This is a genomic window from Mesorhizobium sp. M0615 (assembly GCF_040320805.1).
Classification (GTDB): Bacteria; Pseudomonadota; Alphaproteobacteria; order Rhizobiales; family Rhizobiaceae; genus Mesorhizobium.
The window spans coordinates 63,434-81,739 of record NZ_JAMYQI010000001.1 but is presented as its reverse complement, the minus strand read 5'-3'; the positions used below and the strand labels follow the sequence as shown (position 1 = coordinate 81,739).

Annotated in this window: 25 protein-coding genes and 1 pseudogene; 11 read left to right on the top strand and 15 right to left on the bottom strand. The window is 62.1% G+C overall.

Annotation, left to right across the window (positions count from 1 at the left end; all coding sequences use genetic code 11):
- Nucleotides 1-69: 69 nt before the first annotated feature.
- Nucleotides 70-309, bottom strand: coding sequence for a BrnA antitoxin family protein (locus NKI46_RS00445; protein WP_023683720.1), 240 nt, complete (start codon nt 307-309; stop codon nt 70-72).
- A 397-nt stretch (nt 310-706) separates the two neighbouring features.
- On the opposite strand from NKI46_RS00445, the gene NKI46_RS00440 reads away from it, so the two are divergent.
- The 3 genes from NKI46_RS00440 to NKI46_RS00430 all read left to right on the top strand — a co-directional run bounded on the left by NKI46_RS00440 (nt 707) and on the right by NKI46_RS00430 (nt 2,192).
- On the top strand, nt 707-1,009 hold the full coding sequence (locus NKI46_RS00440) for an accessory factor UbiK family protein (RefSeq protein WP_023672029.1): 303 nt from the start codon (nt 707-709) through the stop codon (nt 1,007-1,009).
- A 316-nt stretch (nt 1,010-1,325) separates the two neighbouring features.
- Nucleotides 1,326-1,826, top strand: a complete 501-nt coding sequence (locus NKI46_RS00435; protein WP_006202532.1) for a type III secretion system chaperone family protein — start codon at nt 1,326-1,328, stop codon at nt 1,824-1,826.
- Between the two features lie 6 nt (nt 1,827-1,832).
- Nucleotides 1,833-2,192, top strand: coding sequence for a tRNA-binding protein (locus NKI46_RS00430; protein ID WP_023672028.1), 360 nt, complete (start codon nt 1,833-1,835; stop codon nt 2,190-2,192).
- A 10-nt stretch (nt 2,193-2,202) separates the two neighbouring features.
- On the opposite strand, the gene NKI46_RS00425 is transcribed toward NKI46_RS00430, so the two are convergent.
- The 4 genes from NKI46_RS00425 to NKI46_RS00410 form a co-directional block, all read right to left on the bottom strand.
- Entirely contained in the window at nt 2,203-3,225 is a 1,023-nt protein-coding gene (locus NKI46_RS00425; protein ID WP_023683722.1) for a glycosyltransferase family 4 protein, read from the bottom strand.
- A 222-nt stretch (nt 3,226-3,447) separates the two neighbouring features.
- Nucleotides 3,448-4,863: an ATP-binding protein gene (locus NKI46_RS00420; protein ID WP_352744246.1), complete on the bottom strand. Its 1,416-nt coding sequence runs from the start codon at nt 4,861-4,863 to the stop codon at nt 3,448-3,450.
- A gap of 76 nt (nt 4,864-4,939) precedes the next feature.
- A complete protein-coding gene (locus tag NKI46_RS00415) occupies nt 4,940-5,659 on the bottom strand; it encodes a response regulator (RefSeq protein ID WP_023672025.1) in 720 nt (239 codons plus the stop codon).
- Nucleotides 5,646-6,179 carry a MarR family winged helix-turn-helix transcriptional regulator gene (locus tag NKI46_RS00410; RefSeq protein ID WP_023683723.1) on the bottom strand — a complete coding sequence of 178 codons (534 nt, stop codon included), beginning with the start codon at nt 6,177-6,179 and terminating at the stop codon, nt 5,646-5,648. Before NKI46_RS00410 ends, NKI46_RS00415 begins: the two co-directional genes overlap by 14 nt.
- A 243-nt stretch (nt 6,180-6,422) precedes the next feature.
- On the opposite strand from NKI46_RS00410, the gene NKI46_RS00405 reads away from it, so the two are divergent.
- From NKI46_RS00405 to NKI46_RS00395, 3 genes are all read left to right on the top strand, one after another.
- Nucleotides 6,423-7,316, top strand: coding sequence for a branched-chain amino acid aminotransferase (locus NKI46_RS00405; protein WP_023695790.1), 894 nt, complete (start codon nt 6,423-6,425; stop codon nt 7,314-7,316).
- 145 nt (nt 7,317-7,461) lie between these two features.
- A complete protein-coding gene (locus NKI46_RS00400; protein WP_023672022.1) occupies nt 7,462-7,776 on the top strand; it encodes a hypothetical protein in 315 nt (104 codons plus the stop codon).
- A 230-nt stretch (nt 7,777-8,006) separates the two neighbouring features.
- Nucleotides 8,007-8,645 (top strand): MBL fold metallo-hydrolase, encoded by a 639-nt coding sequence (locus NKI46_RS00395; RefSeq protein WP_023683724.1) that lies wholly within the window; start codon nt 8,007-8,009, stop codon nt 8,643-8,645.
- Nucleotides 8,646-8,712: 67 nt separating this feature from the next.
- Here the strand turns inward: NKI46_RS00395 and NKI46_RS00390 are convergent, their stop codons facing one another.
- From NKI46_RS00390 to NKI46_RS00380, 3 genes are all read right to left on the bottom strand, one after another.
- Entirely contained in the window at nt 8,713-9,138 is a 426-nt protein-coding gene (locus tag NKI46_RS00390; RefSeq protein WP_023672020.1) for a BA14K family protein, read from the bottom strand.
- Between the two features lie 192 nt (nt 9,139-9,330).
- Nucleotides 9,331-9,543: a cold-shock protein gene (locus tag NKI46_RS00385; protein WP_023672019.1), complete on the bottom strand. Its 213-nt coding sequence runs from the start codon at nt 9,541-9,543 to the stop codon at nt 9,331-9,333.
- Nucleotides 9,544-9,895: 352 nt separating this feature from the next.
- Nucleotides 9,896-10,108: a cold-shock protein gene (locus NKI46_RS00380; protein ID WP_006202520.1), complete on the bottom strand. Its 213-nt coding sequence runs from the start codon at nt 10,106-10,108 to the stop codon at nt 9,896-9,898.
- Nucleotides 10,109-10,592: 484 nt separating this feature from the next.
- On the opposite strand from NKI46_RS00380, the gene NKI46_RS00375 reads away from it, so the two are divergent.
- Nucleotides 10,593-10,997: a Kazal-type serine protease inhibitor domain-containing protein gene (locus tag NKI46_RS00375; protein ID WP_023695788.1), complete on the top strand. Its 405-nt coding sequence runs from the start codon at nt 10,593-10,595 to the stop codon at nt 10,995-10,997.
- Nucleotides 10,998-11,549: 552 nt separating this feature from the next.
- Here the strand turns inward: NKI46_RS00375 and NKI46_RS00370 are convergent.
- From NKI46_RS00370 to NKI46_RS00360, 3 genes are read right to left on the bottom strand one after another with little or no spacing between them, the layout of a single operon-like run.
- Complete coding sequence (locus NKI46_RS00370) at nt 11,550-11,687, bottom strand: hypothetical protein (protein ID WP_023695786.1); 138 nt, start codon at nt 11,685-11,687, stop codon at nt 11,550-11,552.
- 37 nt (nt 11,688-11,724) lie between these two features.
- Nucleotides 11,725-11,991, bottom strand: a complete 267-nt coding sequence (locus tag NKI46_RS00365; RefSeq protein ID WP_023695785.1) for a hypothetical protein — start codon at nt 11,989-11,991, stop codon at nt 11,725-11,727.
- Entirely contained in the window at nt 11,988-12,257 is a 270-nt protein-coding gene (locus NKI46_RS00360; protein ID WP_023672014.1) for a hypothetical protein, read from the bottom strand. Before NKI46_RS00360 ends, NKI46_RS00365 begins: the two co-directional genes overlap by 4 nt.
- 323 nt (nt 12,258-12,580) lie before the next feature.
- On the opposite strand from NKI46_RS00360, the gene NKI46_RS00355 reads away from it, so the two are divergent.
- Nucleotides 12,581-12,763 carry a hypothetical protein gene (locus tag NKI46_RS00355; RefSeq protein WP_023728228.1) on the top strand — a complete coding sequence of 61 codons (183 nt, stop codon included), beginning with the start codon at nt 12,581-12,583 and terminating at the stop codon, nt 12,761-12,763.
- A 203-nt stretch (nt 12,764-12,966) separates the two neighbouring features.
- On the top strand, nt 12,967-14,601 hold the full coding sequence (locus tag NKI46_RS00350; RefSeq protein ID WP_352744240.1) for a tetratricopeptide repeat-containing sulfotransferase family protein: 1,635 nt from the start codon (nt 12,967-12,969) through the stop codon (nt 14,599-14,601).
- Nucleotides 14,602-14,608: 7 nt separating this feature from the next.
- On the opposite strand, the gene NKI46_RS00345 is transcribed toward NKI46_RS00350, so the two are convergent.
- Nucleotides 14,609-14,962 (bottom strand): DUF1428 domain-containing protein, encoded by a 354-nt coding sequence (locus NKI46_RS00345; RefSeq protein ID WP_023683729.1) that lies wholly within the window; start codon nt 14,960-14,962, stop codon nt 14,609-14,611.
- On the opposite strand from NKI46_RS00345, the gene NKI46_RS00340 reads away from it, so the two are divergent.
- Entirely contained in the window at nt 14,849-15,214 is a 366-nt protein-coding gene (locus NKI46_RS00340; protein WP_352460608.1) for a hypothetical protein, read from the top strand. The genes NKI46_RS00345 and NKI46_RS00340 overlap by 114 nt on opposite strands.
- On the opposite strand, the pseudogene NKI46_RS00335 reads toward NKI46_RS00340, so the two are convergent.
- Nucleotides 15,121-15,462 (bottom strand): annotated as a pseudogene (locus NKI46_RS00335) (VOC family protein); the annotation flags it as partial. The gene NKI46_RS00340 and the pseudogene NKI46_RS00335 overlap by 94 nt on opposite strands.
- 216 nt (nt 15,463-15,678) lie before the next feature.
- Between NKI46_RS00335 and NKI46_RS00330 the strand changes: the two are divergent.
- On the top strand, nt 15,679-16,293 hold the full coding sequence (locus NKI46_RS00330) for a glutathione S-transferase family protein (protein WP_352460603.1): 615 nt from the start codon (nt 15,679-15,681) through the stop codon (nt 16,291-16,293).
- A 49-nt stretch (nt 16,294-16,342) separates the two neighbouring features.
- Here NKI46_RS00330 and NKI46_RS00325 read toward each other — a convergent pair whose 3' ends face one another.
- Together NKI46_RS00325 and NKI46_RS00320 are read right to left on the bottom strand one after the other, a co-directional pair.
- Nucleotides 16,343-16,516, bottom strand: a complete 174-nt coding sequence (locus tag NKI46_RS00325; RefSeq protein WP_023672009.1) for a hypothetical protein — start codon at nt 16,514-16,516, stop codon at nt 16,343-16,345.
- A gap of 148 nt (nt 16,517-16,664) precedes the next feature.
- Nucleotides 16,665-18,191, bottom strand: a complete 1,527-nt coding sequence (locus NKI46_RS00320) for an ABC-F family ATP-binding cassette domain-containing protein (RefSeq protein WP_352460602.1) — start codon at nt 18,189-18,191, stop codon at nt 16,665-16,667.
- Nucleotides 18,192-18,306 lie beyond the last annotated feature (115 nt).

The following is an 18,306-nucleotide window of genomic DNA, read 5'->3' as shown; positions in this document are numbered from 1 at the left end:
GACCATGCGGCAGGGTTTTGGCGGGGTCAAGGCAAGGTGACGACAGCCTGATCGTCAGAGATAATGGGCTCAACCCTGCGGCTTGCCGGCGACCAATTGCCTGAGCGCATCGTTGATCCTGTCTTGCCAGCCGGGGCCATCTTCCTGGAAATGGTCGAGCACGGCGCGATCGATCCTGATCGAGACAAGCTCGCGAACGTTTGGTGCGGCGGAGGGTTCGCGAATGGGAGGCGCGGGTTTCTTGACCGGCTTGAAGGCCGCTTCAGCGGCTTCCATCGGATTGGTCGGTCGGCGCGGGGGCGTTGCCATTGGTTGATCCTGAATGAGAGTGACTCTTGCCTGGAGCAAGTCGTGAGGAAAACTAGGCCGCTGGTCTGTGAAGACCAGTAACTTCACTTGGTTCTCTCTGCCATTGCCCTGTATTTGGCTTCAAGCCTGTCCAGCACCTCGTCGCCAGGCTAGACCCGGCCCGCACTGGCATCCGAAATGCCCTTTGCGAGTGCTGCATCGAGTGCTGCAAAGCGCTTCTCCAAGTCCGCACTGTCCGTCACGGCAACCGTCGTTCCAAGAATCCATTTGCGATAATAGCAATCTGTCGGCCGGACCGTGAGCCAAATCGCGTCCGACATGAAGCCGCACCAGCTTCAACGTTCTTGCATTCCGCAGGCAGTGCCACTACGTCAATTCCAGCAAGCGAGGATTTGCCATGTCGACCGGACCGAACCGCATTCTCGATGAATTCGCCAAGCTGATGACCGATGCCGCGGGTGCCGCACAAGGCGTGCGCCGCGAGGTGGAGACTGCCTTCAAGGGGCAGGCCGAGCGCATCCTCAACACCATGGATGTGGTGCAGCGCGAGGAGTTCGAGGCTGCCCGCGACATGGCTGCCAAGGCCCGCGAAGAAAACACCAGGCTGGCCGCCCGCATCGATGCGCTCGAGGCCAGGCTTGCCGAATTGACCGGACAGGCCGCACCTGTGGCTGCGGCAAAGCCCAAAGCAAAAAAATAAAATTTGAACTTTTCCACAAAGCACAATCCGAAAAAATGCTTTGCCGTGAATCGTTTACCGGCGATGCATGAATCTTTGTGACAGCGCCTTTCCACATGCTGATGACGCAGTGCGAAAAATTAGGCTGTTCACGCGACTCCCGATCAATAGACTGAATTTGTTGCATGATTCGGAGCAGGGTCATGCGGCCGGGCGGTGGGGTCCGGTCCGGGGTCTTTGTGTCGTGAAGTCCTGGCCGTCCGAGTTCAAGACAAGATTGTTCGTCGTGTGTGCCCCGCGGAGCGTGTGGCGCTCCCCTGAACACAGGAAGCATTCCATGGAACTTCTCGAACTCGAATTCTCCCGCGAAATCCATCCGGTGGATGTCATCGAGCAGGTCGCCCATAACAATGACTGGTCCTTCGAACGGGCCGGCGATGACGAAATCTCGATCTCGGTTGCCGGCAGCTGGACCGACTATCACGTCTCCTTCTCATGGATGGAGGATTTCGAGGCGCTGCATCTGGCCTGTGCTTTCGACATCAAGGTGCCGGAAGCCCGCGCGCTGGAAGTGATGCGGCTTTTGTCGCTGATCAACGAGCAGATGCTGTTTGGCCATTTCGATCTCTGGGAGCAGGAGGGCGCGATCATGTTTCGCCAGTCGCTGCTGCTCGCCGGCGGGGTCGAACCGTCGAGCCAGCAGGTCGAGGTGCTTTTGTCGTCGGCGCTTGAAGCCTGCGAGTGCTATTTCCAGGCCTTCCAGTTCGTTGTCTGGTCGGGAACCTCGGCCAAGGATGCGCTGGCCGGCGTCCTGTTCGAGACCTATGGCAACGCTTGAGCTTCCATGAGTTCGAGCAGCGCGCGCAAGCCCGAGATCAGCTTTGCCGATTTTGATCGTGTCGACATCCGTGCCGGCACGATCGTCGAGGCCGAGCCTTTCCCCGAGGCGCGCAAACCCGCCTTCAAGCTGAAGATCGATTTCGGCCCTGAGATCGGCGTGAAGAAATCCTCGGCACAGATCACGAAATACTATGCGCCGGAAACGCTGGTGGGACGGCAGGTGTTTGCGGTGGTGAATTTCCCGCCGCGCCAGATCGGTCCGTTCATGTCGGAAGTGCTCACGCTCGGCTTCCCTGATGAGGAAGGCGCCGTGGTCCTTGGCGCCATCGAGCGCAAGGTGCCGGACGGCGGCAGGTTGTTTTAGGAAGATTGCGTCAGGCGGCCAGCTTGCGCCTTGTGCTCAGCGCCTCTTCGACCGTGTCCATGAACATTTCGGCGCAGGCTTTCCAGCTGTAGCGCATGGCGCGTTCGCGCGCCTCGGCGCGGTCGACATTGAGCGCGGCGAGCGAGGCCTCGCGCAGATCGGTCGACACCGCGCCGCCGATGCCGTCGCCGACAATGTCGATCGGTCCGGTGACCGGATAGGCGGCCACCGGCGTGCCGCTGGCCAGCGCCTCGATGATGACGTTGCCGAACGTGTCGGTGCGGCTGGGGAAAACGAAAACATCAGCCGAGGCGTAGATCTCGGCCAGCTCATCGTTCGGGCGATGGCCGAGGAAGTGCGCCTGCGGGTACTTCGCCCTGAGCCTAGCCAGTTCCGGTCCTTCGCCGACGATCACCTTGCTGCCGGGCAGGTCGAGATCGAGGAAGGCGCTCAGGTTCTTCTCGATGGCGACGCGGCCGACGCACAGGAATACCGGGCCGGGAAAGCCGAGGTCCTTCTTCTTGTCCGGGCGGAAGTGATCGGTGTCGACGCCCCGCGTCCACGGCCTGAGCTTGGTGAAGCCTCGCGACGCAAGGTCCTCCGCCAGCGACTGGGTGGCGACCAGCGTGCCTTGTCCCGAATTGTGGAAATCACGCAGCCAGCGATAGGCCCAGCTCTCCGGCACCGGCAGGCGGGCGCTGAGATATTCGGGAAAGCGGGTGTGATAGCTGGTGGTAAAGGGACGGCCAGCATTGCGGCAATAGCGCCGCGCCATGATGCCGAGCGGGCCTTCGGTGACGATATGGATATGGTCGGCCTTGCGAGCCTCGATCAGCCGCGCGACATGACCGGGCGTGGTCAGCGCCAGCCTGATGTCGGGGTAGGTCGGCAACGGCAAGGTGCGAAAGATGTTCGGGGTCAGGAAGTCGACCGCAACGTCGAAGGTTTTCAGCGTTTCGGTGAGCCGCTCCAGCGTGTGGACGACGCCGTTGACTTGCGGCCGCCAGGCGTCGGTGACCATCAGGATGCGCATGGCGGTCCTTTGCTCGGGTCGACGGTTGCCTTGATGCGATAGCGGTACGGGCCGGCTGCCCTCGCTTCGCTCCACCGCACCCGGGCATGCACGAGGTCGAAGTAAGGCGGCTGAGCCGAATCAACTGAGGTCGCGCGCTTCATGCGCGCTCTTGACCATGGTTTCATGACGGGCGGATGAAGGTGGTTTTTGGCCGAGCCCGCCTTCCAGATCATGCTTTGGTCAGGCGGGCACCTTGATCACCGCCCGCAGGCCGCCGAGCGGGCTGTCTTCCAGCATGATGTCGCCGCCATGGCTGCGGGCAATATCGCGGGCGATAGAGAGACCAAGGCCGGTGCCGCTGGCGTCGAGGTTGCGCGCCTCGTCGAGCCGCACGAACGGTTTGAACACGTCCTCGCGCTTTTCCGGCGGGATGCCCGGACCGTCATCGTCGATGGTGACGACGAGTGAGCCGCGGCCGTGATCGGCGCTGATCTCCACCGTCTTGGCATAGCGCAAGGCATTGCCGGCGACATTGGACAACAGCCGGGCGAAAGCGTGCGGGCGCACATGCACGTCCGGATCACCGGCAAGCACGGTCGATAGCTTGCGCTTGTGCAGCGACGCCTCCTCGCCGAGCTTTTGGAAATAGGCCTCGAGATCGAAATGGCCGGCATCTTCCGACGCTTCGCCGCGGGCAAAGGCGATATAGCCTTCCAGCATCGACTGCATGTCGTCGATGTCCTGGTTGAGCGCGGCCTTGGTCTCGGGCTTGCCGCCAGCCAGCGCCAGCTGCAGCTTGAAGCGGGTGAGGATGGTTCTGAGATCGTGGCTGACGCCGGTCAGCATGGCGGTGCGCTGTTCCAGCTGGCGTTCGATGCGCTCGCGCATCTGGATGAAGGCAAAGCCGGCCCGTCGAACCTCCTCGGCGCCGCGTGGGCGGAAATCGCGCGGCATCTGCCGGCCCTTGCCGAAGCTTTCGGCGGCCTCGGCCAGAGACAGGATCGGCCGGATCTGGTTGCGAAGGAAGGGGATGGCGATCGTCAGCAGCACCAGCGACGTCCCGACCATCCAGATCAGGAAGATGTGGGTGTTGGAGGCATAGGCCTGGCTGCGGCGCACGAAGACGCGCAGCACCTTGCCCTCGAGCTGGATGCGGACCTCGACGATGTTGGAATTGCCGACCGTGTCGATCCAGAACGGGCGGTTGATCTGGCGGGTGATCTCGGTGGAAAGGACGTCGTCAAGGATCGAGAAGAAGGGCTTGGGTCCAGGCGCCGGCAACGGGTCGGGCGGCAAGAGGTCGACCTTCAACTGCATGCGGTCCTGGGCGATGCGGATGATGTTGGCGTAGTCGCCATCATGCGGATAGGTCTCGATCATGTCGATGATCGCGGCGATGTCGCGCACGGTGGCCTGCGACAGGCGCTGCGTCACGGTTGCCCAGTGGCGTTCCATGAAGTCGAAGGCGACGACCGACTGCAGAAGGATCATCGGCGCGATGACGATGATCAGCGAGCGGGCATAAAGCCGCTTGGGCATATAGAACGCAACCAGCCGCCAGAACCGCTTCCAGGCACGCGGCATTGCTTTCAGCGCGCGTGATACGCGCGCGCCAAAGCCGCCTTGTTCCGGCCGTTCCAGTTGCGTGGTCGCCATTTATCCTTCCGCTGGGTCAATGGCCGCTGGTCGATGGCCACATATCTATGGCCAAAGGGCGGCCGTCAGCGGCATTCTATTCCACGCTGAGCCGATACCCAATACCGCGCACCGTCTGCAGCCAGACCGGATTGGACGGATCGCGCTCGATCTTGCGGCGCAGCCGGTTGATCTGAACGTCGATGGTGCGCTCGCCGACTTCCGAATCGTCGCCGACAAGCTCATGGCGCGGGATGGTTTCGCCGGCCCGCGCGGCAAAGATCGCCAGGATCTCCTGCTCGCGGTCGGTCAGCTTCAGAGCCTCGCCGCCCCGCTTCAGCTCGCGCCTGGCGATCTGGAAGGTGTAGGGGCCGAAGACCAGCTGCTCGACCTTGGGCGTCGTCGCCGGGCCGCCGCGGCGCAGGATGTTGTTGATGCGCAGGATCAGTTCGCGCGGGTCGAAGGGCTTGGGCAGATAGTCGTCGGCGCCGGCCTCGAGCCCAGTGATGCGGCTGTCGGTTTCCGATAGCGCGGTGAGCATCAGGATCGGTACGTTCTTCTCCGCCCGCAGCGCCTTGGTGAGGTCGACGCCGGTCTCTCCGGGCATCATGACGTCGAGGACAAGGAGGTCGAAGTCGAGTCCTGCAAGCTTTCGCCTGGCCTCGCCGGCATTTCCGGCGACTGTGACGCGAAAACCATTTTCGGTCAGATACTGCTTGAGCAAATTGCGAATGCGGGTGTCGTCGTCGACCACAAGCAGATGCGGCGCGTCATCGTCCGGCGCCGTCGGCTGGTCCACCCTCTCAATGGTCTCCATGGCTTTTCCCTGACATGTTTGCAGGCACAATGTCGATCTGCGCCCTTAGTTCCGGATTGACCATGGCTTCCAGGAATCGTTCGATCAAGGGACGCTCGCTGGCTCCGGAATCTTCCAATGCAGCACGGATGCGGCGTGACTGTGGCCGCGCCAGGGCCAGCGCCAGGGCGCGCCCCTTGGCTGTCGGATAGAGCTCCCGCTGGCGGCGGTCGCGCGGACCCTGCAATTGCACGATATGGTCGGTGTCGATCAACTGCTTGAGCACCCGCGCCAGGCTCTGCTTGGTGATCTTGAGCACGTCGAGCAGTTCGGCGACCGTCAGTCCCGGCCGGCGGTTGACGAAATGCAGCACCCGGTGATGGGCGCGGCCAAAGCCGTAATCGGCCAGGATCTGGTCCGGATCGGAAGTGAAATCGCGATACGCAAAGAAGAACAGTTCGATGATGGCGAAGTCGATGCCGTCCTCGTCGGTGATCGGCGTCTTGATCGGTTTTCCGGCAGCTGGGCTTCGATCCGTCATCATTTCTCCGTCCATAGAGGGAAATATGTCAGTACTATTGACGTAATTCCCCTGCAATGGTAATTTTTGGCAAGCTTTTGGGCGGATTGCGAACGAAAAGGCAAGGGAGTGCGGTTTTTCCGGAACTTCCTGAGTTTGCCAGAGTTCGATTCTCCGCTTACGCTTCAAGGGCCGCCCGACGCGGCTGTCGCGCAACAAAAACAACACCAATGATATGCGGGTCGCCGCCCGCGGGAGGTTTCCATGGCATCCGTTCCCTTCGACCAACTGGACGGCTTCATCTGGATCAACGGCGAGTTCGTCAAATGGGCCGACGCCAAGATCCACGTGCTGACCCACGGCCTGCACTATGCCAGCGCCGTCTTCGAGGGCGAGCGCGCCTATGGCGGTGCCATCTTCAAGCTCAATGAGCACACCGAGCGTCTGCATGAATCGGCGCGCCTGCTCGGCTTCAATATTCCCTATTCCGTGGCCGAGCTCAATGACGCCTCGACCACGCTTCTGAAGAAGCAGGGTTTCCAGGATGCCTATGTCAGGCCGATCGCCTGGCGCGGCAGCGAACAGATGGGCGTGTCGGCGCAGAACAGCCGCATCAACTGCGCCATCGCCATCTGGCAATGGCCGAGCTATTTCGACCCGGCGCAGAAGCTCAAGGGCATCCGTCTCGATCTGGCGGAATGGCGCCGGCCCGATCCGCGCACCGCGCCGTCGAAGTCGAAGGCCGCCGGCCTCTACATGATCTGCACCATGTCCAAGCATGCCGCCGAGGCCAAGGGCTATGCCGATGCCATGATGCTCGACTGGCGCGGCCAGGTCGCCGAAGCAACGGGCGCCAACATCTTCTTCGTCAAGGATGGCAAGATCCACACGCCGAAGCCCGATTGCTTCCTCGACGGCATCACCCGCCGCACCGTCATCGGCCTCGCCAAGGACCGCGGCCTTGAAGTCGTCGAGCGCGCCATCATGCCTGAGGAACTCGAAGGCTTGGAACAGTGCTTCCTCACCGGAACGGCAGCGGAAGTGACGCCGGTCTCCGAGATCGGTCCCTACCGATTCGAGGTCGGCGAGATCGCCAAGACTTTGATGAACGACTATTCTGCTGCGGTGCAACCTAAGCATGCGATAGCCGCAGAATAACGAAAGTCACAGCTTTTTTCGCAAGCAGGGGCGGTTTTGAGGCCGGCCCCTTTATTTCAGCATCTGTGCATTTGACTTTCGTATAATTCAGCGTCTCATGATGGTGTCGGCCCGGGAGGCTGGCAGCTATGGAGGGACTAGGTACATGGATACGAATACGCTCATTGCGCTCGTTGTGCAGGTAATTGCAGGTGTTGTCGGTGGTCAGGCGGTCGGCGTTGCGCTGAAGAATGCGGCGATGGGCCAGCTGACCAAAATCCTCGGCGGCGCCGTTGGCGGCGTCGGCGGCGCGGCGATCCTCGGCAGCCTGCTCGGCGGTACGGCCGACCCGGCAGCGGCTGCCACGGCAGCGGGCGGATTGGGTGATACGCTGAACCTCAAAAACCTGCTCGGCGGCGCCGGCGGCGGCGCCATCCTGACCGGCATCATCGGTGCGGTCATGGGCGCGATGAAGAAGTAAGCCTCTAGATCATTCACCGTTTCACGGCGAATGATCTAGTTTGTTGTTTTACGCAATTCCGGACGGAAAACCGCTTTACACTTTTCCTGGAATTGCTCGAGACTCAGGCTTCGTCAAATGGGCGGCCGTTGGGCCGCCCATTTCTGTTTTAGGACGGACTGTTTGCCTTTCAGCAGTGGACGGCCTTCGCCCGCGCCTCTACATCACGCTGGAACAGCGAAAGGACAATCATGGGTCAGCTCAATGCCGGCATCGTGCCGGTCACGCCTTTCCAGCAGAACTGCACCATCCTGTTCGACATGGATGACAAGCATGGCGTCGTCGTCGATCCGGGCGGCGACATCGACAAGGTGCTGGCGGTGCTGAAGGACAATGCGATCACCGCCGCTGCGATCTGGATCACCCATGGCCACATCGATCACGCCGGCGGCGCCATGGAGCTGAAGGAAGCACTCGGCATCGAGATCATCGGCCCGCACGAAGCCGACAAGCTATTGCTCGACAATCTCGAGAACCAGGGCCAGCGCTACGGCATTGCCGGGGCGCGCAACTGCGTGCCCGACCGGTTTCTCGCAGAGGGCGAGACGGTTTCGTTCGGCTCACATATGTTCGAGGTGCTGCACTGCCCCGGCCATGCGCCCGGCCATGTCGTATACTACAATCGCGCGGCGAAGTTCGCTCATGTCGGCGACGTGCTGTTTCGCGGCTCGGTCGGGCGCACCGACCTGCCGGGCGGCGACCATGCGGCGCTGATCGCCTCGATCAAGGACAAGCTTTTGCCGCTCGGTGACGAGATCGGCTTCATCTGCGGCCACGGCCCGGGTGGCCGCTTTGGCGAGGAAAGGCGGACCAATCCCTTCCTGACTTAGCGATGTCTTTCTGCCAAGAAAAAAAGCGCTGGCCTTGCGGTCAGCGCTTTTTGTGGGACAGGGAAGCTCAATTCGCGACGCAGAAATGCTGCTCACCGTCATTGCCGGTGAACGTGCCGCTGCGGGCATTGAAGCTCCGGTAGCGGTCCGAGCAGTATTCGTACCAGTCGCGGGTCCACGGCTCGGCATAGCGGTCGGCATAGACGACCCGCGGTTCGGCATAGTAACGGCGCACCGGCGCCGGCCGCACTTCGCGGTAGTCGTAATCGTCGTCATAGCTGCTGTAGCGCGGCTGCGGGTTGCTCAGCGCACCGGCGATCAGAGCGCCGGCCGCAAGGCCGACGACACCGGCCGCAAGCGCGTCGCCATTATGATGACGACCATGGCCATGATGCCAGCGGTTCCAGTCCTTGGCATTGGCGGCAGGCAAGGTGGCGAGGGTGGTCGCGGCCAGAGCGGCGCCCAGGATGGCGGTCTTGAAAATGCGATTCATTTTGGTCTCCTTCGTGCCGGCCCGGATAGTTTTCGGGGATGCGGTCCAGCCTAGGGGACGATTAATAGAAGACCGTGGCTGAACGGGGGCTGAACGGAATTGGCTGATACGATCCAGTTCTTGCGGCAAAACCAAGCGCGTACGCAAGGCGCTCCGCCTCGTCAATCTCCGTCCGGACTGTCTTGAGCCGGCTTAGCCGACCGACAGGTTGACGGCCTTCGGACCCTTGCCGCGCTTGTCCGGCTCGGTGTCGAATGTCACTTTCTGTCCATCCTCCAGACCGGAAAGACCCGAAGCCTGCACGGCCGAAATATGAACGAAGACATCCTTCTGCCCGTCGTCGGGCGTAATGAAGCCGAAGCCTTTGGCATGATTGAAGAATTTGACGGTGCCGGTCTGCGGCATGGGAAGCTCCCTTTGATCCCATAAAGTCCAGTTTCGGGCCGGCAAATGCCCGAAGGGAAATTTGTCCTTTATTTTAGCGCTATCGGCAAGAGAAAGTTTTGGCGACGGCGGCAACGCTGAAGGCTGGTCAAATAGATCGTGGCACCGAAGGCAATTCGCGCCAGACGATTGCTCCGGCGATCAGCCCCGGCATTGACCGATAAAGCGTCCTTTGCCTCCGGCGACGGCGGTCATGAAAAAGGCGCAACGGGAAACGTCGCGCCTTCGAAACTCTGGACGGCTGACAAAGCCGGTTCAAACACGCTTTAGGTGCTTTTTCGAGCGCCCTGACGGGCGCGCGGGCACCGCCGGTTCAGGCCGCGCGGAGGTTGACCGCCTTCGGACCCTTGCCCATGCGGTCGGGTTCAACGTCGAAGGTGACCTTCTGGCCGTCGACGAGGGTACGCAGGCCCGAGGCCTCGATCGCGGAAATGTGGACGAACACATCCTTGGCGCCGCCGTCGGGCGTGATGAAGCCGAAGCCTTTGGTCGCGTTGAAGAATTTAACGGTGCCGGTCTGGGCCATTGGGGAAACTCCTTCACCCGTGTCAGTCTTGTGGTTTGCCCGCCGCCTGGCATCGTGGGCAAGTCCCGGTGGTTGCTTCGGCAGTCCTGCATTTGCGCATGGTAAAACCCCCCGCCGAAAACGGGGCCGTCAGAGATTCACAGTATCGGGGAAAGGTCGTCCAAAACGTTCCGCTCTCCGGGTCGCAAATGCCCGAACACAAAATTTATCGCACGGAAACGTGATCGTTGCAAGATAGCGCCGCGGGCCGCGTCCATCGACGCATCCCAACGAAGGCGCTTCGATAAACCTGGGTTCTTAAGAGTTCATCAGCCAGAGCCCGGCCACGCATGGTCCAGCGGTCTGGTCCAGGGCCAAAGCAATGCGCGGGCCGGGCATCGCATGGCTCCCGCGCCGCAAACGGGGGTTGCATTTGGCAAGGGAATGGCGAGGATCGGCAGGCGCGTTTTGCGCCGGGGACGGGGGGCTCGAGGGAGGCATATTCATGAGATTTCTTGCGACGATCTTCTCGCGCCAGGGTTTTATTATTCTCTTCCTGTCGGGTCTTCTTGCGGCCTGCACCGTCGTCGTCGATGACGGGCCGGGACCACGTCCGCGCCCGCCACGGCCGGAACCGGAATTCTGCACCAGGCAATACGAGCCGGTCTGCGCGCGGCGCGGCGGTGACCGCCAGACCTTCGCCAATGCCTGCCTTGCCGAACGGGAAGGCTACCGCATCGTTCGCGACGGCCCTTGCCGCGACGGCGGTGGTGGCGGCGAAGAGCCGACATTCTGCACGCGCGAATACGCCCCGGTCTGCGCCCGCCGCCATGGCGAGCTGCGCACCTTTCCCAACGCCTGCGAGGCCCGTGCCGCCGACTACCGCGTCGTCGAGGACGGCCCCTGCTGATTTTTCCTTCTCCCCTGTCGGGTGAGTCCGCCGGAGGCGAATTCACCGTCCCACTGGCACGATAAAAGGCGGCGAATGCCGGGACCCTGCGAAGCAACGGGGACCGGGCGGGTGGACCGGACCACCCTTGGTCCTTCGCAGGCTCAGGGCGTTCGAAACTCGAAAAGCCAACAATCGGCTTTTCGTCTGCTGCGCGGACCGCTTCTCACCCCCAAGGGAGAAGGCAAGGTCGCGGATCGGAGTGGTTGCCTACGCCGAATACGCCCCGTCGGCCGGGCCGGCATAAAGCTCTGCGCCGTCCTCGTCGCAAATGCGCAGACGGTCGGGGATCTGTGGCATGGCGAGGCTGTGGAACAGCGCGGTGGCGCCCTGCAGGGCGGCGCGCAGGTTCGGCGCGTCCAGCGATACCTTGTCGAGCGTGGCTTCGTCGGCGTCGCGCGAGCGGCTCGATGAAGAACGTCAAGCACGCCTCCGTTGCAGAGTTTTGCGCGAGATCGTCAGTCCGAGATCGTCAGTCCATTGCCGGCAGGCGCCAGGCGCGCCCCTGGCTGGTCAGCCCTTCGACTTCGGCTTCAGGCTGCTCTCGGCTTGCTTGACCGAGGAACCGAACGGGGAGGCGGCCTTGGCCACCACCTTGTCTTTCCTGGGCTTGCGCGTTTCGCGATTGCTGCGCTGCTGACCCTTGGCCATCTGTCTGCTCCTTCGTACGTGCTGGGTGGGTGCGGTGTCAGACGGCCGGGCTGTCGGGGACAGCCGGGGCGTCCGCTACTTCGAGGTTGTCTTCCGTGGTGACCCGCTCATAGGTCTCCTCCTCGCTGCGGATGCGATATTGCGGCGAGCCATCCTTGACCGGCAATCTGCTCTTGATCTGAAACAGCTCGGCGGTCTTCTGGGCGAGCCCGCTGCGGCTCTTCATGCGCACGGTCTGGCCGATGGCGAAGAGGTGCGAGGGCGTGTCGGTGCGCGGACGCGCATTCTGCTGGAAGCGGATCATGCTGCGTTCTCCTGGTCGCGCCTCAGCGCTGTTTCGAGTTCGAGGTAGTCGATGGCGACAAGCTGGCTGGTGGCCGGGTTCTTCACCGCCCTTGCCGGCAAATGGATGAAGGTGGCGACGCGACGCCAGGCAAGCCGCGACATGCCCTCGATCAGCTCTTCGTCGTGATCGATGTCATAGTCGCCGGCCGGCAGTTGCCCTTCCAGCCCGCCAAGCACGAAGGGTGCCGCGAAATGGGCGATGGAACGGGTGGTGCGATCCGGCATTGGCTTGGCTCTGGTTCGTCGATGCATTCCGGCATCAACCGGGAACTCAACCATCGGCGATTGGAATGAGTTTGGCGGGTCGAGTATCTCCGACGCCGCTATATGCCAAGCTTGACCCAAAAAACGATCTCAGATCAATAATCCGAAATTGTTGGTTATTCAAGCTGATTTCCGCCACGGCTCGACCGGTATAAAAAATTTCTCGTATAAACCCCTAATAAATCTGCTATCGTGGAACAATATCAGCCAATTTCTTATTTAGAGAACATCGGAATAATTATTCCGGTGCCCCTAAGATTATTTTTTACGAAAGGAAAGAATATATGAGATTCATGAAAACGCCGGATCGTCCGACCGCAACAATCGAGCCAATCGTCCTCTTCCCCAAGGCAATATCAGTGCGCCTGACGATAAGAAGCGACGAAGCGGCACGGCGCAAGATTGCCGACACCGACGGCACGCTACGGCGGGAGCGCCGGCTCGCCGAGAGCCACCGGCTGATTTGAACGCTACATTTTGCTGGAATTCCTCTAGAGTTTCGAAGAGGTCCGCGCCCTTGGCGAGCCCACTCTTCCCTTGAACCTGCAGCGCCGATGGCCTAGATCGCGGCAAGCGGACAAAACACGGCAGGTTTCCCATCAACAGAGATCAGAGAAGAGCGGCGGGTGCTGGAGCTGGCGGACAGGCGCCGCTGGGCCTCGACCAATATGTGCAGCAGGCGCTGCAGCTGCATCAGGCCGGGCGCCGGCAGGAGGCCGAGACGCTGTACCGGCAGGTTCTGGCGCGCAAGGCCAATCACCCGGCAGCGGCGCATTTCCTGGGCCTGTTGCTGCACCAGACCGGGCGCAACCCCGAAGGGCTGGAGCTGATCGAGCAGTCTGTGCGTCTGCAGCCGAAGAATCCCGATTTCCTCAACAATCTCGGCACGGTGATGCGCGATCTCGGCCGCGTTGCCGCGTCCGCCGATTTCTTCCGCGGCGCGGTCGATCTCAAGCCCGACCAGCTCGCGGCACGCGACAATCTGGGTTCGGCGTTGAAACAGCTCGGCCAGTTCGAGGCTGCGGAGGACATCTATCGCGGCACAATCGGGGGCAATCCCTTCCATGTCCGCGCCCGCATCGGGCTTGCCGAAACGTTGCAGGAAGCCGGTCGTCTGGACGAGGCGCTGGCGACCTTTCGCGAGGCGCTGACGATCCGGCCCAAGGATGCCGACCTGTTGCATGGGCTCGGCGTCGGGCTGATGGAAAAAGGCAAGCTCGATGAAGCGGCAGACCTGTTTCGGCAGGCGTTGGCGATCACGCCAGGCATGGCAAAGGCCTGGCTGATGCTGACGCAGGTCAAGCGCCAGAAGGAGCGCGACGCCGAACTCGCCGGCATGGAGGCCCAGCATGCCAAGGCGCCGGCCGACAGCCTGGCACGCATGCAGCTGTCCTTCGGTCTCGGCAAGGCCAATGACGATTTGAAGGACTATAACAGGGCCTTCGACTATTTCGCTGAAGGCAATGCGATCCGCCGCAAGGGCATCGATTATGATCCGGTCAGGACGCGGGCCGAATTCGAGGCGATGAAGACGGTGTTCAACGCCGGCTTTTTCGAAAAGCACAAGCCAAGTGCAATCTCCGACGACACGCCGATTTTCGTCGTCGGCATGCCGCGCTCCGGCACCACGCTGGTCGAACAGATCATCGCCAGCCATCCACAAGTCTATGGCGCGGGCGAGCTCAGCATGTTGAAAACCGCGGTCGGCAAGCAATTTCCGCTGACCATGCCGGGAGGTTTCCCCTGGGGACTGGTCGATGTATCCGACGCGGAGTTTGCGGAGGCGGGCCAAGCCTATCTCGACATGCTGCATGAGCGCTATCCCAACTTCAGGCATGTCACCGACAAGATGCCCGGCAACTTCCTGCTCATCGGCTTCATCCATATGATGCTGCCGAAAGCCAAGATCATCCATTGCGCGCGCGATGCGGCGGCGACCTGCCTTTCGATCTACAAGGTGCATTTCCGCGGCGACAACCACCGCTACGGCTATGATCTGGGCGAGCTCGCCGATTTCCACAACATCTACACCGACATCATGGCGCATTGGCACGATGTTCTGCCGGGCGTCGTCCATGACGTGCGTTACGAGGATTTCGTGGCCGACCAGGAGGGACAGACGCGGGCGCTGATCGGGCATCTCGGCCTGTCCTGGGACGACAAGGCGCTGTCGTTCCACGAGACCGACCGCCCGGTGCGCACGGCCTCGGCCGCGCAGGTGCGCCAGCCGATGTATCAGGGCTCGGTCGATCTCTGGAAGCGCTATGGCGACAGGTTGAAGCCGCTGCTGGACAAGCTGGACTGAGCAGCGGCTAAAGCTCGATGAAGGGCTGGAAGCCGCCGAAGATCATGCGCTTCATATCGAAGGGCATGGGCCCCAAATCGGGTGTCAAACGGGGATCGGCCATCACCTTGGCCATTACCGCGTCGCGGCTTTGCCTGGACGAATAGACGGCCCAAGCAAAGACGACGATCTCGTCGTCTTTTGCCTGAACGGCACGCGGAAACGAGGTCAACTCACCATAGGGCACGTCGTCGGCGATACATTCGACATAGGCGAGCGCTCCGTGTTCCTTCCATATCGGGCCTGCGAGGTTGGCCAGCTTCTTGTAGTCATCGATATTTGCCTTCGGCACGGCGAGCACGAAACCATCGACATAGGACATCAGGTTCTCCTTGGAGTATCTCACAAAGCTCCTTACCGGCGTCAGCCGGTGAGGAGCTTTGTCAGCAGTGGTCAGTCTTTCTTCGCCGGCGCGTTCATCGCCCATTCGACCCCGAAGGGATCGCGCATGTTGCCCCACTGGTCGCCCCAGAACATCAGCTGCAGCGGCACTGCGACTTCGCAGCCGGCATCGACCGCGCGCTTCCACCAGTCATCGATCTCGTCGGCGCCGAGATGGAGCTGCATGGTATAGCCCTGCGGCGTGACGGCAGGCATGCCGTTTTCGGGGTAGAAATCGGAAATCATCAGCGTCGAGCCGTTGATGTGGAGATGAATGTGCATCGTGCGGCCCTGCTCATCGGGCGGATAGAAGAACACCTGTTCGGCGCCGAAAGCCTTCTTGTAGAATTCGGCGGCCTTGAAGGCGCCGTCCAGCTGCAGATAGGGGGTCAATCCACCGAGAACTTTCGCGGCCGGCTGAATGGGGGTCTGGTCGGTCATGTCTTGTTCCTCTTTGGGTTTGGTCTGGGCGCTTGGTTGGCCTTGCGAAGCCTAGGACGAACGAGGCGGCGGCGATCCTACATGTCTGATGCGATTTTCTGGGCCGATGCGATTTTCTGGCGAAACGAACTTGCGTCGGCGGCGCCCAATCAGAGCGCAATCCTCGCTGTCAGCAGGCTAGAACGGGGACCGCTTCTTCAACCCGCTGAGACGACAATGATCCTCTATTACCAGACCCATTCGCCCTTTGCGCGCAAGGCACTCGTCTTCGCCCATGAGGTTGGGCTTGCCGACCGGCTCGAGGTCATTCATCACGAGACCAGCCCGACCTTGCGCAATGCCCGTGTCTACGCCGAAAACCCGCTCGGCAAGGTGCCGGTGCTGCTGCGGCCGGATGCGTCGCCGCTCTTCGATTCCGATGTCATCTGCGCCTATCTCGATACGCTGCATGACGGCCGCAAATTGCTGCCGCAGGACGGCGAAGCGCGCTGGCAGGCGTTGCGGCTGCAGGCCGTCGCCCAAGGCCTGGCGCAGACGGGCATAGGCCTGCGCTGGGAGACGGAAAGGCGGCCCGAACAGTTGCGCTATGCAGCGCTTGCCGAAGGCTACCGGGAAAAAATCGAGGCCAGCTATGACTGGATCGAAAGCGCGCTGGACGCCGAGACATCGCTCCATGTCGGCCATGTAGCGCTTGCCACCACGCTGTCCTGGATGGCGTTCCGCCAGCTGCCGTCGTTTCGCGCGCGGGCGCGGCTGACGCGCTGGTTCGAGGCGTTCGAAAAGCGTCGATCGATGCAGGCGACGCCGCTGTCTGGCGATACGCATGACTGAGCAACGGTCGCCCCGCGGCGGCCTGCATCGATCTTTCCCGACCGCATGGTCAGGGCGCCCTGCAGATCCGCGGGCCGTTTTGCGCGTCGATGAGGATTTCCGGCCAGCCGATATCCTTGCGCAGTTCGATCGGCAGGGCCAGAAGCTCGCGCTCGCTGCGATAGCGGGCGCGGTTCTGTGCGTAACGGGCGGCGACGCGGCCTATGGATGACAAAATGGACATGATGCGTTCTCCTCAGATGAAGCCGGCATCATCGTGTCGGCATCCCAAGGACGCAGCAGGTTCAGCCGATCCGACAGAACGCTGAAAATATTTGCGGGAGATGTGAAACCATGGGCCGCAACACAGTGCGGCCCATGGTGGTAGTTCCTCAGCCCGCCGTTTCAGCCACTGAGCGGAAGAAATCCTCGGGGTCTTCGACTTCGGTCAGCTTCCGCTTGTCGATCAGCCAGAAGCGGTTGCCGATGGCGCGGATGAAGGAACGGTCGTGCGAGGCGAGCACACAGCTCGCCTGGTGCTTGAGCAGTTCCTCCTCCAGCGCTTCCTGGCCGTCGATGTCGAGATGGTTGGTCGGCTCGTCGAGCAGGTAGAAGTTGGGGTTGGCGAGTCTCAGCGCCAGCATCATCAGCCGCGCCTTCTGGCCGCCGGACAGCACGCCGATCTTCTTCTCCTGCATCTCAATGACAACGCCGGCGCCGGCAAGCAGCGAACGGGCGCGTTGCTCGCCGACATCGTAGCGGTGCGAGACCAGGGCCAGCGGCGTGTCGTCGCCACTGATGCCGGCCAGCGCCTGGTCGCTGTAGCCAAGCACCGTCGACGGCGTCACCTTGACGTTCGGCACCGTGTCCGGCTCGGCGATGGCGTTGCGGATCAGATCGACGAAACGCGACTTGCCGACGCCGTTGCGGCCGAGCAGCACGATGCGGTCGCCCTGGCAGATGTGGCGCTTGCCGGTCTTGAACAGCAGCGTGCCGTCCGGCGTTTCCACTGCGGCGTCATCCAGCGTAATCAGCACCTTGGCATGGGTGCCGCGGTTGGCCAGCCGGATCGCGCCGGCCGATTTCTCGCGATGCGCCGATACCGCGGCGTCTTCCAGCTTCTCCGCCCGTTCCCTGAGTTGCTTGGTCTTCACCGTCAAAAGGTCGCTGCCGGAATTGATGCCGATGTTGTTGAGCTTGGCGGCCTGCTTGCGCAGTTGCTGCGCCACCTTCATGTCTCGCTCGAACCGGCGCGCCGTCGAGGCGTCCAATTCGTCCAGGGCCTGCCGCGCCCTGGAATAGGGCAGTGCAAACACCGGCGAGTCCTCCGGGCGCAAGAACAGCGTGCGGTTGGTGACGGCATCGAGAAAGGCGCGGTCGTGACTGGCGATGACCACCGGCACTTCGCGCGGCAGGGCGTTCAGCCAGCTTTCCAGCTGGCTGATCTTAGCGAGGTCGAGATGATTGGTCGGCTCGTCGAGCAAAAGCACATCCGGATCGGTGACCCAGACGCGGGCGATCAGCGCCAGCCGCTGCCATCCGCCGCTCAGCGCCTGCATCGGCCGTTCGCGCATCGGCTCGGGCACGTCCAGCGAATCCAGCACCACGTCGACGCGCCACATCTCGCTGTCGGCCTGCTCGGCCGGCAAGGCATCGGCCACCACCTGATGGAAGGTGCGGCTAAGAAGGGCAGGCGGAACCGACTGCCCGACATGGCCGACACGCAGGCCGCGCGTGCGAGAAATGTCGCCCGAGGTCGGCTCCAGCGCGCCGGTCAGGCATTTGAGCAAGGTCGACTTGCCGCGGCCATTGGCGGCAACGATGCCGAGCCGGTCGCCGGTGCCGATGGTGAGATCGAGGTTGGAAAACAGCGGCGCACTCATGGTGACACCGAGGGATTTGAGGCTGATCAGGGCCATTGTGATTTCTCTGGTCTCGCCGGAGACAACTCCGGATGCACTTTGACGGTGTGCTTGCCGGCCATCAGGCTCAGCTTTGCGCACCACGAAAGGCAGACCAAAAAATCGAAACGGG

Excerpts from the sequence above, each read along its gene's own strand:
- NKI46_RS00330 (WP_352460603.1), top strand. The coding sequence starts at position 15,679 with ATGATCCTCTATTACCAGACCCATTCGCCCTTTGCGCGCAAGGCACTC.
- NKI46_RS00395 (WP_023683724.1), top strand. The coding sequence starts at position 8,007 with ATGGGTCAGCTCAATGCCGGCATCGTGCCGGTCACGCCTTTCCAGCAG.
- NKI46_RS00405 (WP_023695790.1), top strand. The coding sequence starts at position 6,423 with ATGGCATCCGTTCCCTTCGACCAACTGGACGGCTTCATCTGGATCAAC.
- NKI46_RS00375 (WP_023695788.1), top strand. The coding sequence starts at position 10,593 with ATGAGATTTCTTGCGACGATCTTCTCGCGCCAGGGTTTTATTATTCTC.
- NKI46_RS00440 (WP_023672029.1), top strand. The coding sequence starts at position 707 with ATGTCGACCGGACCGAACCGCATTCTCGATGAATTCGCCAAGCTGATG.
- NKI46_RS00415 (WP_023672025.1), bottom strand. The coding sequence starts at position 5,659 with ATGGAGACCATTGAGAGGGTGGACCAGCCGACGGCGCCGGACGATGAC.
- NKI46_RS00420 (WP_352744246.1), bottom strand. The coding sequence starts at position 4,863 with ATGGCGACCACGCAACTGGAACGGCCGGAACAAGGCGGCTTTGGCGCG.
- NKI46_RS00390 (WP_023672020.1), bottom strand. The coding sequence starts at position 9,138 with ATGAATCGCATTTTCAAGACCGCCATCCTGGGCGCCGCTCTGGCCGCG.
- NKI46_RS00345 (WP_023683729.1), bottom strand. The coding sequence starts at position 14,962 with ATGTCCTATGTCGATGGTTTCGTGCTCGCCGTGCCGAAGGCAAATATC.
- NKI46_RS00410 (WP_023683723.1), bottom strand. The coding sequence starts at position 6,179 with ATGACGGATCGAAGCCCAGCTGCCGGAAAACCGATCAAGACGCCGATC.
- NKI46_RS00425 (WP_023683722.1), bottom strand. The coding sequence starts at position 3,225 with ATGCGCATCCTGATGGTCACCGACGCCTGGCGGCCGCAAGTCAACGGC.
- NKI46_RS00400 (WP_023672022.1), top strand. The coding sequence starts at position 7,462 with ATGGATACGAATACGCTCATTGCGCTCGTTGTGCAGGTAATTGCAGGT.
- NKI46_RS00325 (WP_023672009.1), bottom strand. The coding sequence starts at position 16,516 with ATGTCCATTTTGTCATCCATAGGCCGCGTCGCCGCCCGTTACGCACAG.
- NKI46_RS00385 (WP_023672019.1), bottom strand. The coding sequence starts at position 9,543 with ATGCCGCAGACCGGCACCGTCAAATTCTTCAATCATGCCAAAGGCTTC.
- NKI46_RS00365 (WP_023695785.1), bottom strand. The coding sequence starts at position 11,991 with ATGATCCGCTTCCAGCAGAATGCGCGTCCGCGCACCGACACGCCCTCG.
- NKI46_RS00445 (WP_023683720.1), bottom strand. The coding sequence starts at position 309 with ATGGCAACGCCCCCGCGCCGACCGACCAATCCGATGGAAGCCGCTGAA.
- NKI46_RS00355 (WP_023728228.1), top strand. The coding sequence starts at position 12,581 with ATGAGATTCATGAAAACGCCGGATCGTCCGACCGCAACAATCGAGCCA.
- NKI46_RS00320 (WP_352460602.1), bottom strand. The coding sequence starts at position 18,191 with ATGGCCCTGATCAGCCTCAAATCCCTCGGTGTCACCATGAGTGCGCCG.
- NKI46_RS00370 (WP_023695786.1), bottom strand. The coding sequence starts at position 11,687 with ATGGCCAAGGGTCAGCAGCGCAGCAATCGCGAAACGCGCAAGCCCAGG.
- NKI46_RS00430 (WP_023672028.1), top strand. The coding sequence starts at position 1,833 with ATGAGTTCGAGCAGCGCGCGCAAGCCCGAGATCAGCTTTGCCGATTTT.
- NKI46_RS00360 (WP_023672014.1), bottom strand. The coding sequence starts at position 12,257 with ATGCCGGATCGCACCACCCGTTCCATCGCCCATTTCGCGGCACCCTTC.
- NKI46_RS00435 (WP_006202532.1), top strand. The coding sequence starts at position 1,326 with ATGGAACTTCTCGAACTCGAATTCTCCCGCGAAATCCATCCGGTGGAT.
- NKI46_RS00380 (WP_006202520.1), bottom strand. The coding sequence starts at position 10,108 with ATGGCCCAGACCGGCACCGTTAAATTCTTCAACGCGACCAAAGGCTTC.